The 15,841-nt window shown below is 70.7% G+C and carries 15 protein-coding genes; 6 read left to right on the top strand and 9 right to left on the bottom strand.

What is annotated here, in order from left to right:
- Positions 1–102 precede the first annotated feature (102 nt).
- Positions 103–1,191, bottom strand: coding sequence for an enolase C-terminal domain-like protein (locus ASF71_RS04835; RefSeq protein WP_056295882.1), 1,089 nt, complete (start codon positions 1,189–1,191; stop codon positions 103–105).
- On the bottom strand, positions 1,188–1,994 hold the full coding sequence (locus tag ASF71_RS04840) for a hypothetical protein (protein ID WP_056295886.1): 807 nt from the start codon (positions 1,992–1,994) through the stop codon (positions 1,188–1,190). The genes ASF71_RS04835 and ASF71_RS04840 overlap by 4 nt, the downstream gene beginning before the upstream one ends.
- Before the next feature lie 265 nt (positions 1,995–2,259).
- Between ASF71_RS04840 and ASF71_RS04845 the strand changes: the two genes are divergently transcribed.
- Positions 2,260–4,191, top strand: a complete 1,932-nt coding sequence (locus ASF71_RS04845; protein WP_056295889.1) for a PRC-barrel domain-containing protein — start codon at positions 2,260–2,262, stop codon at positions 4,189–4,191.
- 83 nt (positions 4,192–4,274) lie between these two features.
- Here the strand turns inward: ASF71_RS04845 and ASF71_RS04850 are convergent, their stop codons facing one another.
- On the bottom strand, positions 4,275–5,504 hold the full coding sequence (locus ASF71_RS04850) for an ABC transporter permease (protein WP_056295891.1): 1,230 nt from the start codon (positions 5,502–5,504) through the stop codon (positions 4,275–4,277).
- A 31-nt stretch (positions 5,505–5,535) separates the two neighbouring features.
- On the bottom strand, positions 5,536–6,279 hold the full coding sequence (locus ASF71_RS04855) for an ATP-binding cassette domain-containing protein (protein ID WP_056295895.1): 744 nt from the start codon (positions 6,277–6,279) through the stop codon (positions 5,536–5,538).
- A 79-nt stretch (positions 6,280–6,358) separates the two neighbouring features.
- Here ASF71_RS04855 and nth point away from each other — a divergent pair, with 79 nt between their 5' ends.
- Positions 6,359–7,159: an endonuclease III gene (gene nth, locus ASF71_RS04860; RefSeq protein ID WP_200939659.1), complete on the top strand. Its 801-nt coding sequence runs from the start codon at positions 6,359–6,361 to the stop codon at positions 7,157–7,159.
- A 6-nt stretch (positions 7,160–7,165) separates the two neighbouring features.
- Here nth and ASF71_RS04865 read toward each other — a convergent pair whose 3' ends face one another.
- Both ASF71_RS04865 and ASF71_RS04870 read right to left on the bottom strand, forming a co-directional pair.
- Positions 7,166–7,936, bottom strand: coding sequence for a TerC family protein (locus tag ASF71_RS04865; RefSeq protein ID WP_056295898.1), 771 nt, complete (start codon positions 7,934–7,936; stop codon positions 7,166–7,168).
- A 311-nt stretch (positions 7,937–8,247) separates the two neighbouring features.
- A complete protein-coding gene (locus ASF71_RS04870) occupies positions 8,248–8,862 on the bottom strand; it encodes a TetR/AcrR family transcriptional regulator (protein WP_056295901.1) in 615 nt (204 codons plus the stop codon).
- A gap of 144 nt (positions 8,863–9,006) precedes the next feature.
- Here ASF71_RS04870 and ASF71_RS04875 point away from each other — a divergent pair, with 144 nt between their 5' ends.
- Positions 9,007–9,855 carry an HAD hydrolase family protein gene (locus ASF71_RS04875; protein WP_056295904.1) on the top strand — a complete coding sequence of 283 codons (849 nt, stop codon included), beginning with the start codon at positions 9,007–9,009 and terminating at the stop codon, positions 9,853–9,855.
- A gap of 67 nt (positions 9,856–9,922) precedes the next feature.
- On the opposite strand, the gene ASF71_RS04880 is transcribed toward ASF71_RS04875, so the two are convergent.
- Both ASF71_RS04880 and ASF71_RS04885 read right to left on the bottom strand, forming a co-directional pair.
- Positions 9,923–10,510 (bottom strand): hypothetical protein, encoded by a 588-nt coding sequence (locus ASF71_RS04880; protein WP_056295907.1) that lies wholly within the window; start codon positions 10,508–10,510, stop codon positions 9,923–9,925.
- Positions 10,511–10,572: 62 nt separating this feature from the next.
- On the bottom strand, positions 10,573–12,021 hold the full coding sequence (locus ASF71_RS04885) for an ATP-binding cassette domain-containing protein (protein WP_056295910.1): 1,449 nt from the start codon (positions 12,019–12,021) through the stop codon (positions 10,573–10,575).
- Between the two features lie 82 nt (positions 12,022–12,103).
- On the opposite strand from ASF71_RS04885, the gene ASF71_RS04890 reads away from it, so the two are divergent.
- The 3 genes from ASF71_RS04890 to ASF71_RS04900 all read left to right on the top strand — a co-directional run bounded on the left by ASF71_RS04890 (position 12,104) and on the right by ASF71_RS04900 (position 14,219).
- Positions 12,104–12,703, top strand: coding sequence for a pyridoxamine 5'-phosphate oxidase family protein (locus ASF71_RS04890; protein WP_056295912.1), 600 nt, complete (start codon positions 12,104–12,106; stop codon positions 12,701–12,703).
- A 123-nt stretch (positions 12,704–12,826) separates the two neighbouring features.
- On the top strand, positions 12,827–13,747 hold the full coding sequence (locus ASF71_RS04895; RefSeq protein WP_056295915.1) for an SPFH domain-containing protein: 921 nt from the start codon (positions 12,827–12,829) through the stop codon (positions 13,745–13,747).
- A gap of 4 nt (positions 13,748–13,751) precedes the next feature.
- Positions 13,752–14,219: an NfeD family protein gene (locus ASF71_RS04900; RefSeq protein ID WP_056295918.1), complete on the top strand. Its 468-nt coding sequence runs from the start codon at positions 13,752–13,754 to the stop codon at positions 14,217–14,219.
- A gap of 48 nt (positions 14,220–14,267) precedes the next feature.
- Here the strand turns inward: ASF71_RS04900 and ASF71_RS04905 are convergent, their stop codons facing one another.
- Positions 14,268–15,839 (bottom strand): hypothetical protein, encoded by a 1,572-nt coding sequence (locus tag ASF71_RS04905; RefSeq protein ID WP_235514137.1) that lies wholly within the window; start codon positions 15,837–15,839, stop codon positions 14,268–14,270.
- Between the last annotated feature and the right edge of the window lie 2 nt (positions 15,840–15,841).

Raw genomic sequence — 15,841 nt, forward strand, 5'->3', positions numbered from 1 at the left:
GAGATCGCCGGGGAACTTCCCCGGCGATCAGGAGAACGGTGCCGCCTTTATGCGTGCCGTGCAGCGTTGTTCAGCGGTCCCTGAATATTCCCCGAAGTACAGCTAGAGGGCGTAGCGCCGGAGCTGGGCTTCGTCGAGCGTATGGTCACGTAGCGCCGCCACGTCCAGCCAGCCGTCAATGAAGGTGATGGGCTGTCCCAGGAGGTCGTCTTTGAGCTTGAGGACAAAGCTCAGTTCACACGGCTCGGTCACCTCGGCCTGGGTGCTCAGCAGCGCGGCGTGCAGGGTCCCCAGGCCGGTGCTCGCCTGCGAACCCACCATCCCGCGCTTGCCCCGCGCGGCGGCGGTGCGCAGCATGTCGAGGCCGTCGGTGAAACCGTTGCGGGCCGTCTTGACATTCAGGACGTCGAAGGTCCCGAAGTCCAGCTCGCGGGTCAGGTCGGCGGGTGTGAAGCACGAGTCGTCGGCCACGATGGGGAGGTGGCCGGCCGCGTGCAGGGCCGCGCGCCCGCGCAGTTGCCGGGCGGGCAGCGGTTCCTCGACGTACATCAACCCCGCTTCCCGCATGGCGTCCAGGGCGGCGGGGGCCGTCTCGGCGCTCAGTGTCTCGTTGCTGTCGGCATAAAGCAGCACGTCGCCGCCGTAGGTGCGCCGCAGCTCGCGGATCACCTCCAGGTCGCGGGCGTGGTCGCGGCCCACCTTGACCTTCAGGCAGCGCACGCCTGCCCCCACCACCCGCGCGGCCTCGGCGAGCATCCCGGCCGGCGTGTCGATGCCCAGAATGAAGCTCACGCGGACCCGCGTGTTCGGCCCCAGCAGCGTGCCGAACAGGCTCTGTCCCCGGCTGCGGGCGCGGGCGTCCCAGAGGGCCATGTCCAGCGCGCCGCGAGCCGTATGGTTATTTGCCACGCTGTTGCGCACGCGGTTCAGACCGGCCTCGTCGGTGATGTCCAGGCCCGTCAGGCCGGGGGCGAGGTGGGCCAGAATCGCCACGACGCTCGCGGGCGTCTCGCCGTAGATGGTCGGGCGCGGGGGCGCCTCGGCCACGCCCACGCTGCCGTCCGAGAGGGTCACGCGTACCACGACGTGTTCGGCGGCGCTCAAGGCCGAGTGGGCGCCCCAGGCGAGCGCCGAGGTAAGGGGCAGGCGGTAGGGAATCGCCTCGATCTTCTGGACCGTGACGGCGCTCACGCCCCAGCCTCCCCGGCCTGTTCCTGTGTGGCCCAGGCCTGCACCGCCCGCGCGACCGCCTCCGGATTCAGGGCCACCGTGTCGAGCACCAGGGCCCGCGTTGGGGGCAGAGTCCGCAGGAAGGCTTCGGCGGCGGCGGGGTCGTAGTTGCGCCGCTCGCTCACCACGATCTTCGTCTTGGCGAGGATGTCGGGCGCCGCGTGTCCCTCCTGCTCCAGAGCGGCCAGGGCGTCCAGCTCGGCCTCCCCGAACACGGCCTCCACGCCCGGCAGGTCGGTCAGGGCGGCGCGCAGGTCGGTCCCGCGTCTGGTGGCCTTCACCTGGTCGAAATGGTCGGCGCGGCCCAGAAGCCGGCGCACCCGTACCGTGTCGGGCGCCCCCAGCGCCACGAACCGCCACGCGGGAAAGGTCAGGGCGGCGTAGCACACCTCATCCAGGCCGCGCAGGCCGTCGAACACGGGCGACTGTCCCCAGACGCCGGTGTCGGCCAGCAGCGATCCGAGGGCTTGGGCCATCCCGCCGGGATGCCGGTCACGGTACCGGGCGGTCAGGGCAAAGCGCTTCTCGCGGTCGGTGACGGGGCCGCCCGCCAGGGGCAGGATCATCACGGCGTCGGTGACCTCGCGGCGGTCGGGCAGCACCTTTAGGCCGGGGAGCGCGGCGTGCAGGGCGCCCAGCGCGGTGCTCTTGCCCACGCCGGTCACGCCGACGAGCACCGTCACGGAAAGGTCAGCCAGCCGCTGTTCGGTGGGCGCGGGGAGGGAACCGGCGGCGCGCAGGCCGGGCAGCAGGAGGGCAGTCATCACCCCCCAGGCTAGCGCCCGGCGCGACTCAAGGTTGGGCCAAGGTTCAGTCAAGAGGCGGCAAAACCCCGGCTGGAGCTGCCTTCATAAGATGAGAGGCGCAGTCTGAAGACTCGCCTGCCGTTGGCATTAGCCCGAACCTGCTTGCTCCTTTCATCTGGGCGTCTGTGGCACCTGTTGTTCTGAATCTGCTTCCCTTCTGTTCTTCCAAATTCGCCCATTACCACTTTTCTGGCCGCTGCGGCCCACTCTCCGGAGGCATCCCATGATCAAAGGCAAGGACATTCTCGGACGGAACATCATCGCCCTGACCACTGGCGAGCGCATCGAAAAGGTTCACGACGTGGTCTTCGACCCGCAGGGCAATCAGGTTCTGGCGCTGCTGGTGGACGAGGGCGGCTGGTTCAGTGCGGCCAAGGCGGTGCCCTTCGAGCGGGTGCGCAGCATCGGGGAAGACGCCATCATGATCGGCGGCCCCGACGACGTGACCACCACCCGTGAGGACGGCCGCCTCAAGGACGCGCTGAACAGCAAGGTCAGCCTCATCGGCATGACGCTGCTCACCACCGACGGCCGGAATCTGGGCCGCATCGCCGATGTGTTCTTCGACGAGCACAGCGGCCGGGTCGAGGGCTACGAGGTGACGGGCGGGCTGTTCTCCGACCTGAGCAGCGGCCGGACCTTCGTGCCGGCGCCCGAACAGGTGCAGATCGGGCACGACGCGGCCATCGTGCCCGACAGTGTCGCCGCCGCGATGGAGGAGAGCGAACCCGGCGGGATTCGCGGCGTGCTGAGCTCGGCAGGCGCCAGCATCTCGGGGGCGTACCAGGGAGCTGCCGAGGGAGTCCGCAGCAGCTACGAGGACCTGGCCACTGCCACCAAGGAGCGCCAGAAGGAATACGTGGTGGGCAAGACCGCCGGAGCCGACCTGCTGCTCGACGACGGCGTGGTGCTCATCCAGAAGGGCGAGACCATCACCGCCGAGCAGGCCGAACTGGCTGAGGGAGCCGGCAAGCTGACGGCGCTGACCACCAGTGCGACGGGCGGCGTGATCTCGGAGGCCTACGGACAGGCCCGTGACCGCGCGCAGGCCGGGTACGAAGACCTCGCCACCGCCACCAAGGAGCGCCAGAAGGAATACGCGGTGGGCAAGACGGCCGGGGCCGACCTGCTGCTCGATGACGGTACTCTCCTCGTGACCAAGGGCGAGACGATCACCGCCGCCCACGCCGATCAGGCCGAGGCGGAAGGCAAACTGGCGTCCCTGGCGACTGCCGCGACGGGCGGCGCGATCTCGGAGGCCTACGGACAGGCCCGCGACCGCGTGCAGGGTAGCCTGGGGGGCCAGCCGGAGGGCGTGGTCGGTCGCGTAGCTGCGCACAATGTCATGGCGGACAGCGGTGAGCTGATCGTCGCGGCCGGCGTGACCATTACTGCGTACCACCTGGAACGCGCCGAGGCGACCGGCAGCGTGCCGGCCCTGGAAGCAGCGGCCCAGATCAGCCCGAGCGCGGCCGTGCATACCCTGGCCGCCCCGGGAGTGAGCGTGATGGGTGAGCCGGCCAGCGTCCTCTCGGCCCAGGGGCCGGCCCATACCGAAGCGCCCACCGTCGCCGACACGGTCGGCCGCCGGGTCCGCAGCGACGTGCGCGCGACTGGTGGCAGCATCGTGGCGGTGCAGGGTCAGATAGTCACTCCAGCGGTGGCCGAGCGTGCCCGGCAGCTCAATGTCGAGCCGGCGCTGATCGCCGCGACCCTGGGGACTCCGGCCCCGGCTGCGGGAAGCGCCGACACCCGCGCGGCATTGTCCAGTGGTGTGGCGAGCGTGTCCGAGGGCGCGACCAATCTGCTGGGCCGGGCCCGCAACTGGCTCAGCGAACAGCGCGACAACACCGAAGAAGCCCTCCAGAAACGTGATCAGGAAGCCCAGGAGAACCGCGTCCGTGACGCGCTGGGCCGTCCGGTCAACCGCGTGATCCTGGCGCCCGACGACAGCATCATCCTGAACGTCGGCGAGATCGTGACGAACAAGGCCGTGCAGGCGGCCCGGGACGGCGACGTTCTCGACATCCTGCTCGACAGCGTGAGCAAGGAGAGTGTCAGCATCGATCCCCTGGCTAGCCGTCCCCACGAGAGCGGTACGGCGGCCCTGGACAGCCAGGGTGATCCGGTAATTGACGCCGAGCGCCGGCTCTGAGCGGCTGACGCGCCTGCGAAAGTCGTGAACATAAAGAAGGCCGCCCTGCTGGTGAGGGCGGCCTTCTCTATGTTCCGTCCTGCTCAGTTCCGGAAGATCACTTCCTCCCGGCCGAAGGAACGCCGCGCGAGCAGCCCCAGCAGCCCCGCCCCGACGAGGTTGGCGAGGGTGGCGACCAGGGTGTGGCCCGCTGTGACGCTGCCGCGCACCGTGTCCAGAATGCTGACCATGCTGCCGAACAGCGGCACGGCATAGACGGCTCCCCCGAGATTCAGGAAGTCGCTGAACTGGAGAAGCACCGCCGGCAGCACGATGAGCAGGGTCAGCGGCGTGGCGTAGGTCTGGGCTTCCTTGTAGCTGCGGGCATAGATGCTCAGGGCGATGAGGACCGCGCTGATGAGCAGCGCGGCACTCAGGACCACGGCGACCAGGGCCAGTGCTCCGCCGGGCGTCAGGGTCAGCTGCCCGCCAAGGGCCTGGGTCAGCTCGCGCCGGCTGCCGCCGAGCAGTGTGGCCGAGGCGACCCCCGCGAGCAGAAAGCCCAGCAGGCTGAAGGCGGCGGTGATCAGCGCCGTAAGGGTGGTCGCCAGCAGCTTGCCGGCCACGACCTCGCCCCGGCGCACGGGCGTCACCAGCAGACTTTCGAGGGTCCCGCGCTCCTTTTCTCCGGCGGTGGCGTCCAGGGCAGTCGCCATCGCGCCGCTCAGGATGAAGTTCAGCATGAGCATCGGGATCAGGAAGGCGAGCTGACCGCTACTCCTCTCCTGCGCCGGGCTGGCGTCCACTTGGCCCAGCGCCACCGGGGTCAGCACCGCTGGGTCCAGCCCCGAGGCGCTCAGGCGTTCCAGCGTGAGCCGGCGGTTGTAGGCCTCCACCACGGTCTCGACCTTGCTTGTCGCTCCGGTCTGGGCGCGCAGGTTGCCCAGTTTGGCGTACAGTTCCAGCGGCACGCTCGCGCCTCCGGCCTGCCGGGGCAGAGGAGAGAGCACCCGCAGCGCGGCGTCGACCTCGCCCGAGGCCACGGCGGCACGCGGGTCCTGGACCGGCACGAGCGTCACCCCGGCACGGGTCACGGCGCCGCCCGCGCCCTGTTCGTCGCTGGTCAGGGCCTGCCGCAGCTCGGGCGGCAGGGTGCCCACCACCCCGACCTTCTGCCGGGCCTGCGCCTGGTTGCCGACCAGGGTGCCCAGCAAGAGGGGCAGCCCAAGCGTGAACAGCGGAATGATGAGCAGCGGGATGAGGATGGTGCTGACCAGGGCGCGGCGGTCGCGCAGCGTCGTGAGCAGGTCGCGCGCGGCCACCCGCCACACCATGCCGGGGCGCAGGCCTCCCCTGCGGCGGATTTCAGACGGCATGGCCCACCCCTTCCTCGCGGGCGCGCACGAGCGCGAAGAAGGCCCGTTCGAGGTTGCGCTCGCCGGTCTGCGCCAGAATTGCCGGAACGCTGTCCAGGGCGACGAGTTCACCCCGGTGCAGGACCGCCACACGGTCGCAGACCTCCTCGGCCTCGCTCATGACGTGCGTGGAGTACAGCGTGAGCCGCCCTGGCGCGCGGCTGGCCGCCACGAAGTCCAGCAGGCTGCGCCGCGCGAAGATGTCCAGGCCGCTGGCCGCCTCGTCCAGAATCAGGACGGCCGGGTCGTGGATGACGGCGCGGGCGATGACCACCTTCTGTTTCATGCCGGTCGAGTATTCGCCGGCACGGGTGTCCAGGGTGCGGCCCAGCTCCAGGGTCTCGTCGAGCTGGGCGATGCGGGCCTCGGTGTCGCGGCGGCCCATGCCGTACAGCCCGGCGAAGGACCGCAGCACCTCGCGGCCGGTCAGGCGGGCGGGCAGGCCCATGCCGCCGTTGACCACGCCGACGGCGCGGCGCACCGCCTCGGGGTCGAGGGCCACGTCGTGTCCGGCCACACGTACAGTGCCGGAGGTGGGCGAGAGCAGGGTTGCCAGGACACGCAGCAGGGTGGTCTTGCCCGCGCCGTTGGGGCCGAGCAGCCCGAAGACCTCGCCCTCCCGCGCGCTCAGGCTCAGGCCGCGCAGCGCCGTGAAGCTGCCGTAGGTCTTGGTCACGTTCTGGATATCGAGCATCTCCTTCCTCATACGCCGGCAGGCCGCCGACCGTTCCGGGGCGCACGGTCGGCGCCGCCGCGTCCCGCTAGCCTGCCGCGTGCCCACTTCCGCCTCCCGCACCCGCCCGACCCCGGCGCAGCAGCGCCCGCCCCCGGCCCATCTGGGCGAGATCGTCTCGCGGCTGCGCGCGCGCTACCTGCCCACCCTGCCTGCGCCCCGCCGCTGGCCCGACCCGCTGGCGGGCGTGCTGCGGACCATCCTGGCGCAACAGAACACGCGGGCGGTCGCCACGCGGCAGTGGGAGGCCCTGACCCTGACCTATCCGGTCTGGGAGGCGGCGCTGCTCGACGGCCCCGACGGTATAGAGGCGACGCTGCGCCGGGCGGGCGGCGGCCTGACCCGGATCAAGGCCGACTACCTGTACGGTGTCCTCGCGGCGCTGGAGGCGTCGCGCGGCGAGCTGAGCCTGCGCTTCCTGCACGACCTGGGCGAAGAAGAAGCCCGCGCGGTGCTGGAGGGACTGCCAGGGGTCGGGCAGCGGACGGCCTCACTCGTCCTCCTGTTCGACCTCGTGCGGCCCGCCATGCCGGTGGATACCAACATCGCCCGGGTGGCCGCCCGTCTCGACCTCGTGCCGGAAGCGTGGAGCACCAACCGCACCGAGGTGTGGTTCGGTGAGGTGATCCCGCGCGACTGGGAGACCCGGTACGCCCTGCACCTCTCGGGGGTGCGCCACGGCCACGAGACCTGCACGCCGAAGCGGCCCCTGTGCGGCCAGTGCGTGCTGCGAGACCTGTGCCCCTCGGCGGCGCTGTTCGTGGAAGGAGTGTCTGCTGATCCGGGCACGCGGAACCCGGACAGCAAAAAACCCGCCGGAATTCGGCGGGCTGGCAGGTAGGCGGGATTATCTGGCGTCGGGATTGCGGCCCGTATCATGCAGTTCGACCGGCTTGTGGCCGCGTACACGGATGTTGAGCAGCTCGACCAGGACGGCGAAGCCCATCGCGAAGTAGGTGTAGCCCTTGGGAATCTTGAAGCCCAGGCCGTCGGCGATCAGGTTCACGCCGATGAGCAGCAGGAACGAGAGGGCCAGCATCTTGACGGTGGGGTGCTTCTGCACGAACTCCCCGATGGGACCGGCAGCGAAGAGCATGATGGCAACGGTCAGGACCACGGCGCTCACCATCACGCCGATGTCGTCGGCCATGCCCACGGCCGTGATGACGCTGTCGAGGCTGAAGACGATGTCCAAGACCATGATCTGCGCGATGATCGCCGCGAAGTTGTGCTGTACGATCTTGCCTGTGCCCGTGGCCGTCTCGTGCGGCCCTTCAAGCTGTTCGTGCATTTCCTTGACGGCCTTGTAGATCAGGAACAGACCGCCGCCCAGCAAGATGAGGTCTCGCCCCGAGAACCCCCGCCCGAAAGCCTCGAAGAGGTCGTTTTGCAGCGACACGATCCAGGCGATGCTCGCCAACAGGCCCAGGCGCATGAGCATGGCAGCCAGCAGGCCGATGGTGCGGGCGCGGGCGCGCTGCGCGGCCGGCAGTTTGCCCGCCAGAATGCTGATGAAGATGACGTTGTCGATGCCGAGGACGACTTCGAGGAGCAGCAGCGTACCGAACGCGAGCCACGCATCGGGCTGGGTGACCCAGCCGAACAGGGTTTCAAACACTTTGACTCCATAGGAAAGGGGCGAACGTGGGGCGCGAAACCGGAGGTTCCGGGCCAACACCGCGTTCTGAACGATGGGAAACAGCTGGGGCGAACTCGTCCACGCCGGGGCGTGTTGCACTTATCCTCCGGGAGAAGTTGTGCACCGATTATGTCGGTTAGATAAAGGCCCTTCATCTGGCAGACAGATTGATGTGCCAGATGGGGGGAGGGTGGCCCCGTTTCGCCCGGAGATCCGCCGCTCTGCCGCAGCAGGCGAAAGACGAAACCCGCCCCACCTCTGCCAGAAGGGGGCGGGCCGGAAGGGCTCCTTCAGCGCGGCGTAACGCCGTCGAAGAACACGCTCAGAAGGGCGCGGGCCGTGCCGTGGGGGTCCGGGCCGGGCGGGCCGCTCACGAGCGGGTAGGTCAGGCCCAGCAGGGCGCGGTTCAGGGCGCTGGGGGGCAGGTCGGTGCGCAGTTCCCCGCGTTCGGCCGCCTCTTCGAGCAGCCGGGTCAGGCCGCCCATCCACACCCGGCGGTACTCGCCCTCGAAGGCGGCGCGGCGCTCGGGCGAGATGTGGCGCAGTTCCGAGGCGAGTTGCAGGCCCACGCGCTGCTCGGGTGCGGTGTCCAGCAGGTCGCGCACCAGGGTCTCGAGCTGGGCACGGATGCCCTGCTGCGCGCGGGCGTGGGCCACGAGCCGCGCCAGCGTGGCGAGCGCGCCGTCGAGCATCGCCAGGAACAGCGCTTCCTTGTCGGCGTAGTGGTGGTACAGGGCCGGTTTGGTCACGCCGACCGCCTCGGCGACCTCGCGCATACTCACGCCGTGGTAGCCGCTCGCCACGAACAGCCGCGCGGCCTCCGTCTGGATGCGGGCGCGGGTGGATTCGGTGGCGGAGCCGGGCGAGGAGGCGGGGTGGGGCGGGGGGACGGTCACGCCGCGCATGATAGCCGGAAAGAGGGGCCGGGCCGGCGTCCTCCGGTGGTCCTGGCGGTCAGAGAAAGGCGCCGGAGCGGAGGTGTCCGGACTGGCTTCTGCGTGTCCGGCCCAGCCCGCTGCCACGGCGGCCGGATGCTCTAGGCTGGCCCCATGAGCCTGTCTGCCAACCCCCAACCGGCCGCCTTTCCGGAGGGCCTGCCGCTGCTGCTGGCCTTCGACCTCGACGGCACCCTGATCCGGGACGGCGGCCAGGACCTGCCCGAGGAGACGGCGCTGGCCCTCGGCCGCCTGCGCGCCCTGGGGGTGAGGACCGCCATCGTGACGGGGCGCGACCTGCCGCCGCGTGGGGTCAGCTCACGCGCCGAGTTCGACGCGGTCGCCACCAACAACGGCGGCCGGGTGCATTTCGGCCAGGAACTGCGGTCGTCGGCCCGCTTCGGCCCCGGCGACCTGGAGGCGGTGCTGGCCCACGAACTCGACGGCGCGCGGGTGGTCCTGTTCACCGAGGACGACCTGTACGTGCAGTTGCCCCCGGGCCGCGACCCCGAGCCGTGGATGATCGCCCGGCAGGCCCGCCCCCTGGCCGAGGCCCCGCACGCCGACGTGACCAAGGTGGGCTTCTGGCACCCGGACGTGGCGGGCCTGGCCGCCCGGCTGCGGGCCAGCCACCCGCACCTCGTCATGACGGGCGGACAGCCGCCCTACCCCGAATTCCTGACCGTCACGCCCACAGGCGCGCACAAGGCCGGCGCACTGGCCCTGATCGCCGAGGCCCTGAATATCCCGCTGGAGCGCACGGTGGCCTTCGGGGACAGCGACAACGACGAGGTCATGTTGGAACTCGCCGGATACGCGGTACAGGTGGGCACGCTGCCCCTGCTGGCCCGGCACGCCGATACGCAGCTGGCCGGCCACGAGGCGCTGGGCGCGTATCTGGGCGCCCTCGCCGCGCGGCTGGAGGTGCAGGCCACGGGTGCGGCCGCCGTCAGTTTCCTCTGACCCCGAGAGACACGGCAAAGCGCCCAGGCTATCCACACGGTGGCCTGGGCGCTTTGTCTTCCGGGACTCAGCGGAAGTTGAACGAGTCGAACATCGCGCGCCCGGCGGTCGCCACCTGCGGCAGCGTGCCGTCAGGGACGGCCAGCGTCACGGTGTAGAGCTTGCCGCCGCTGATGCTCAGGAGCTGCGTCCAGCGAAAAGGGGCGCCCTGTTCGGTGCCGGTGTAGGTCCACAGGACGCCCTGCGTGTTCTTGGGCCCGACCTTGACGCTCTTCTCGCCCAGCATCTTGAAATTCTTGACGAGAGTAGGCAGTTCCTCGGCGCGCACGTCGCGGGCCACGCCCAGCGAGGCGCGCACGTCCTTGGGAATGTCGGTGACGATCACCGTGAAGCTGGGGTTGAGCTTGCCTGCCGTGGCGGGCCCGGCCAGGGCGGCGTTGCCCTGCGAGTTCTTCAGCGAGATCCAGCCGCCCGCCACCACGAAGGTGTATCCGGCGGCCGTGTAGGTGTTCGAGGTGGCCACCGTGGGGGCCGCGGCCGGGGCCGGCGAGGCCATACCCGGCACCGAGGGCCGGGGGGCGGAGGTCTGGGCGCCTGCGGTCGCGGCAGCCAGCGCGCTGAGGGTGAGCAGGGCAAACAAGGCGGGGCGCTTCATCGGCCCCAGGGTAGGGCCGAAGGGTGAGGCGAGTCTGACGAGGGCCAGGACCGGCACGCGCCCTAGCGGGGGGCCGGCCCCGGCGACAGGGGCGCGTCGCGCACGGCCCGGCCGCCTTCCAGGTGCAGGTGGTGGGTCAGGCCGGGCAGCGCGTCGGTCTCCCGGTGAGCCACGACGAGCAGGTGCGTGCCGCCGCGCACGAGCTCCGGCAGCAGCTCCAGGAACCGCGAACGGCTCGCGGCGTCCACGAAGTCCAGGCCCTCGTCGAGCAACAACAGCTTGGGGCGGTGGACCACCGCGCGGGCCAGCAGCAGTCGGCGCAGCTGCCCCTGCGAGAGCGTCTCGGCGTTCTGGTCCAGCAGGTCCCGCAGGTCCAGGCGCACGGCGAGCGTATCCACCTCAGCCCACTGTGCGGCGCTCAGTTCAGGAACGAATCCTTCGGTGCCCCCCAGCGCGCTGCCGATCACGTCGCGCCCTGTCCAGGTGCGGCCCGACCCACCCGCGCGCTGCCGGATGCCGACCTCGGCGCCGACCAGCCCCACGGTGCGCCGCCGCTCGCTCAGCAGGTCGCGCGCGAGATACGGGCGCGTGACGTGGCCGCCCAGGGCCGGATGCAGCTCTCCGGCGATGAGGCGGGCGAGGGTGCTCTTGCCGCTGCCGTTCTCGCCGGTCACCAGCCAGTGTTGCCCGGCTTCCCAGCGCCAGCTCAGCGGCCCCAGGGCGAGGTGGCCATTGCGCCAGACCTCGGCGCGTTCCAGCGCGACCAGCGTGCCCGTGCCCGGTGGGCGGGGCAGGGGGGACGGCGCCGGGGTCAGAGGCAGGCCCCCAGCCGTCTCGGCCGAGACGCGCCCGCCGCGCACCTCCACCGTGCGCCAGGGCAGGCCAGGGGCTTCCTCGGGGCGGTGGGTCGCCAGAACGATGGCCGTACCGGCGGCGTGGGCTGCCCGCAGCGCCGCGCCCAGTTCCTCACGCGCCGCGCCGCTCAGGCCGTCGGTGAACTCGTCGAGGAGCAGCAGTTCGGGCCGGGGCATGAGGGCGCGGCCTAGCATGGTGCGCCGCCGCTGCCCGTGCGAGAGGGTCCGCACGTCGCGCTCCAGCAGCTCTTCCAGGCCGCATAGGGCCGCTACCTCGGTCAGCCGGGCCTGGGCGGCCTCGTCGGGGTCCCAGTGGCGCAGCAGGTCGCCCTCGTATCCGGCGAGCAGCACGTCCGAGACCGTCTGTGCCCAGTCGCGCGTGAGGTAGAAGGCCTCGGCATCGGGGCCCACCAGATGCAGCTGCCGCCGCGCCCGCACCGCCGAACGGGTCACCGCGCCGCCCAGGCCATAGGTGCGCGTGCCCGACACCGGGGCCACCTCGCCCGCGAGCAGCCGCAGCAGCGTGGTCTTGCCGCCGCCGTTGGGACCGGACAGCCGCAGGGCCTCGCCGCCGTTCAGGGTCAGGGTCACGCCCGAGAGCAGTTCACGGCCCCCGGCGATCACGGTCACGTCTTGCAGGTCGAGCAGCGCAGGCATCGCCCGCGAGTGTAGTGTGGCCGCTGCTCTAGCATCGGGTCATGCCCCCTGTTCAGGTCCCGACTTCCAGGCCCAGACCGTCGTGAGCAGTTTCTACGACCCCCGTCACCGCGACCCGTCGCTGTCCCGCCGGCCGCAGAATCGCCGCGAAGAGGACTGGATCGCCGCGCTGCTGCTGCGGGAACGGATCGCGCGCGTAGCGACCCTGTGGCAGGGCGAGGACGGCGCGGCCTTTCCGTTTATTACGCCGCTGGCCTACGCCTACCGCCCCGAGGAACACGACCTCGTGTACCACACCAACGTCGTGGGGCGGTTGCAGGCCAACACCGAACAGGGCCACCCGGCGACTGCCGAGGTCTCCGAGATCGGGCGGTTCCTGCCCAGCAACTCGCCGCTGGAACTGTCGGTGCAGTACCGCAGCGCCGTGGTGTTCGGCACGGCGTACGTCATCACGGACCCGGAGGAGCAGCGCCGCGCCCTGACCACCCTCTCAGAGCGGGTCTTTCCGGGCCTGACCGTGGGCGAAACGACCCGGCCCATCAGCGACGCCGACCTCGCGCGCACGCGGGTCTACCGCCTTCAGATCACGCACTGGAGCGGCAAGGAGAACTGGGCCGAGCAGGCCACCCAGGAAGACGGCTGGCCCGCCCTATCGCCGGAATGGTTGGAGCGGCCTATCTAGAGCCGGAGCAGGCATTAGGCCCGCCTCCCCGGCAAGGACGGCCCGGGCGCGTCCGGACTTGGACCTCTGGGAACTCCGGTGCGGTGGGGCGCGTATGCACAGGCACACAGGAGGCCACCGCCTATGGGATTCGTCATTTTCGTCGTTGTGCTGCTCGCGCTCGTGTTTGTCACGTTATTCGCCGGAGTCAAGAGCGTGCCGCAGGGCTACCAGTGGACCCAGGAGCGCTTCGGCAAGTTCCAGCGCACCCTCAAGCCGGGCCTGAACATCATCGTGCCGTACATCGACCGCATCGGGCGCCGGGTCAACATGATGGAGCAGGTGCTCGACGTGCCCTCGCAGGAGATCATCACCCGGGACAACGCGCTCGTCACGGTGGACGGCGTGGTGTTCTATCAGGTGCTCGACGCCGCCCGCGCGAGCTACGAGGTCCGCAACCTCGAAATCGCCACCCTGAACCTCACGATGACGAACATCCGCACCGTGATGGGCAGCATGGACCTCGACGAACTGCTCTCCAACCGCGACCAGATCAACGCCCGGCTGCTCTCGGTGGTCGACGAGGCGACCGAGCCGTGGGGGGTCAAGGTCACGCGCATTGAGGTCAAGGACATCCGGCCGCCTGCCGATCTCGTCGCCAGCATGGCCCGCCAGATGAAGGCCGAGCGTGAGAAGCGCGCCAACATCCTCGACGCCGAGGGCTTCCGGCAGGCCGCGATTCTCAAGGCCGAGGGTGAGAAGCAGGCCAAGATCCTGAACGCCGAGGGCCGCCGTCAGGCCGCCTTCCTGGAGGCTGAGGCCCGCGAGCGCGCCGCCGAGGCCGAGGCGACCGCAACCCGCGTGGTCAGCGAGGCGATCGCGGGCGGCAACGTGCAGGCCATCAACTACTTCATCGCCCAGAAGTACGTGGACGCCCTGAAGGACATCGCCAGCGCCCCCAATCAGAAGACCCTGATCCTGCCGGTCGAGGCCACCAGCATCCTGGGCAGCCTCCAGGGCATCGCGGAGGTCGCGCGCGAGGCCTTCGGCGGCAAGAAGGGGTAGGGCCGTGGACTGGCTGCCGACCCTGGAGCGCGTGGCCCCCTGGCACTGGTGGGTGCTGGGCGCCCTCCTGCTGATCCTGGAAGTGGCCGCGCCGGGCGTGTTTTTCGTGTGGCTGGCCCTCGCGGCCTTCGGGCTGGGGCTGGTGGTGTTCGTGCTACCACTGCCTGTGGCCGTGCAACTGCTGCTGTTCGCGGTCTTCTGCGTGGTCTCGGTGGTGCTGGGCCGGCGCTATGTGGGCCGCCTGGGGCTGGGCGGCGAGGGCGGCGACACCCTGAACACTGGGGCCAGCCGTCTGGTCGGGCGCACCGTGACCGTCACCGCGCCCATCGTGAACGGTGTGGGGCGCGTCCGCGTGGGCGACAGCGACTGGCGGGCGCGCGGCCCCGACACCCCGGCGGGCACGAGCGTGCTTATCGTGGCTGCCGAGGGCACCACCCTGATCGTGCGGGAGGTCAGCGGCAGCTGGGTGTGAGGGAGGGGGCGGGAAGCCGGCCGTGTTCTTCCCACTGCCTCCCTGTGCTCACCGGAACAGCCCCCGCCTGGGCTTGGGGAACCGCGCCTCGAGCACCTGGGCGGCGAACTCCTCCAGGGCGTCCTGAAGCTGCCGGGCGTCGCGCACGATGGCGGCGCTGAGGTTCTGCACCTGGGCGTCGCGCTCCTGCTCCCAGTGGCCCAGCACGCGCTCGTTCAGGCGGGCGTGGTCGGGGCTGGTCACGTCGCGCGGCGGGGCGAGGCGGTCGCGGGCATCTTCCAGGTAGGCGACGTGGTCGGCGGCCCGGGCGGCGGGCGCGTGCTCCTGCCCGGCCTTGAGGACCGCTACCCGCGCGGCGAGGCGTTCGCGCTCGAGGACCGTGCGGGCGCGCTCACGGCCCTGGATGACGGCCGCACCGACGGCCATCGCCACCAGCCCCAGCGTGAAGGCCAGCAGCGACCAGTGGGCCGGCGCGCTCGGCGCGTCGCCGGCGTCGCTCAGGTCGGTCAGCTGGCCCTGCTGCGCGGCGTTGGCGGCGATCTCCTGGGTCACGCGCAGGATGCCGTCCCAGTTCAGGAAGCCCTCGACGCCCAGGTAGACGGCGCTGACAAGCGCGATGCCGGTGATGTACTGCCAGGGCCGCCCCATGCGCGCCGTGAACTGCGCGGCCTTGGCGCGGTACGAGAGTTCGTCGACCAGCCACAGCAGCAGCACGCTGAACATCACGCCGGCCGTCAGGGCGATGAGGGTCAGGTACAGCCGCGACTCGGGGTTGAACAGCAGGTTGATGGATACGCCCGAGATCACGCCCACGAAGAACTTGCTGAACACCGCAAAACCGTTGAACACCCGCTTGCTGCCGCTCTTTTCCTCGGGTGGGCGGATAGGCTGGCCCTCCTGAGCAAGTTGAGCCAGGGCGAGCTGCTGGTACAGCGCCTCGGCACTGGGGGTGTCAGGCCGCGCGCCGTAGAGACTCAGGGTGTCGAAGCGTTCCTCCCGCGCCTGCTCGATCTCGCGCCCAGCGCTCACGTAGTCGCGCTCTACACCACCACTCGCCGCGTTCATGAACCGCAGGTGCTCCTGCTGGCGAGTCCAGGCGTCGCGCACGCCCACACCGGTCTCGGCGAGCACGCGGGTCAGGGTCTGGCGCGTCACCTCGAAGTTCACTGTGTACTGCTCCAGATTCAGGCGCAGGAGCCGCCCGCGCGTGGTCAGGGCGGCGCGCGTGGCGTCGTCCTCGACGAGTTGCAGCTGCCCGGTCAGGTCGCCGAGCAGTTCGGCGAACTGCGGCGGACGCAGCACCGGCATGAACTGCTCGGCCTCCAGCGGGGCCGGGCGGGGCAGCGCCGCCTCGTAGTCGCGCGGGTCGAACTCGGGAACCGGGGAAGAGGCGGGCTCCTGCCCGGATACCCGCACCGGCACGAAAGCGGTATCGATCAGGGGAGGTTCGCCGGTTCCGGTGCGCGGGACTCCGGCCGGCGCCGGTCCGTGTGTCGTCGGGCCCACCTGTCCGAAGGCCGGGGGAAAGATGTCGCCGCCCCCCCGGCTGGAGGGGTCCGGGGCCGCCGGCTCCTTCCCGAACGCGGCGTCCCCGGCCGGCTCACTTGGACTCCGCGTCACGC

Source organism: Deinococcus sp. Leaf326 (assembly GCF_001424185.1).
In the GTDB taxonomy this organism is placed as follows: Bacteria; Deinococcota; Deinococci; order Deinococcales; family Deinococcaceae; genus Deinococcus.